We start from the raw sequence: 247 nt of genomic DNA, 5'->3' as shown, positions 1-247 counted from the left end.
CGGTCGATCACGGTGACCGCGGCCAGGGTCGCGTCCTGGGTCTGCGCGGTGCGGCTGGCGGTGACCACGACCTGGTTGAGATCGACCGCGGGCGCGGCGTGCGCGCCGGCGGCGACGCCGTGGGCGCGGCACAGGCGCAGGGTCGCGCGCATCGTCGCCTCGTCGCCGGCATGGCCGCCGCAGGCGATGTTGGCCGAGCTCACATACGGCAGGATCGCGGCGTCGTCGCCGCAGCCTTCGCCGAGAT

1 protein-coding gene is annotated in these 247 nt (G+C 75.3%); it reads right to left on the bottom strand.

What is annotated here, in order from left to right; translation table 11 throughout:
* On the bottom strand, positions 1 to 203 hold a 203-nt coding region (locus tag HKX41_12795; protein ID NNC25013.1), incomplete at its 3' end, for a hypothetical protein.
* Between the last annotated feature and the right edge of the window lie 44 nt (positions 204 to 247).

Origin of the sequence: Salifodinibacter halophilus, from assembly GCA_012999515.1 — a bacterium.
Classification (GTDB): domain Bacteria; phylum Pseudomonadota; class Gammaproteobacteria; order Nevskiales; family Salinisphaeraceae; genus Salifodinibacter; species Salifodinibacter halophilus.
Note: the sequence above shows the minus strand (reverse complement) of the source record. Positions and strands in the feature narration are given on the sequence as shown.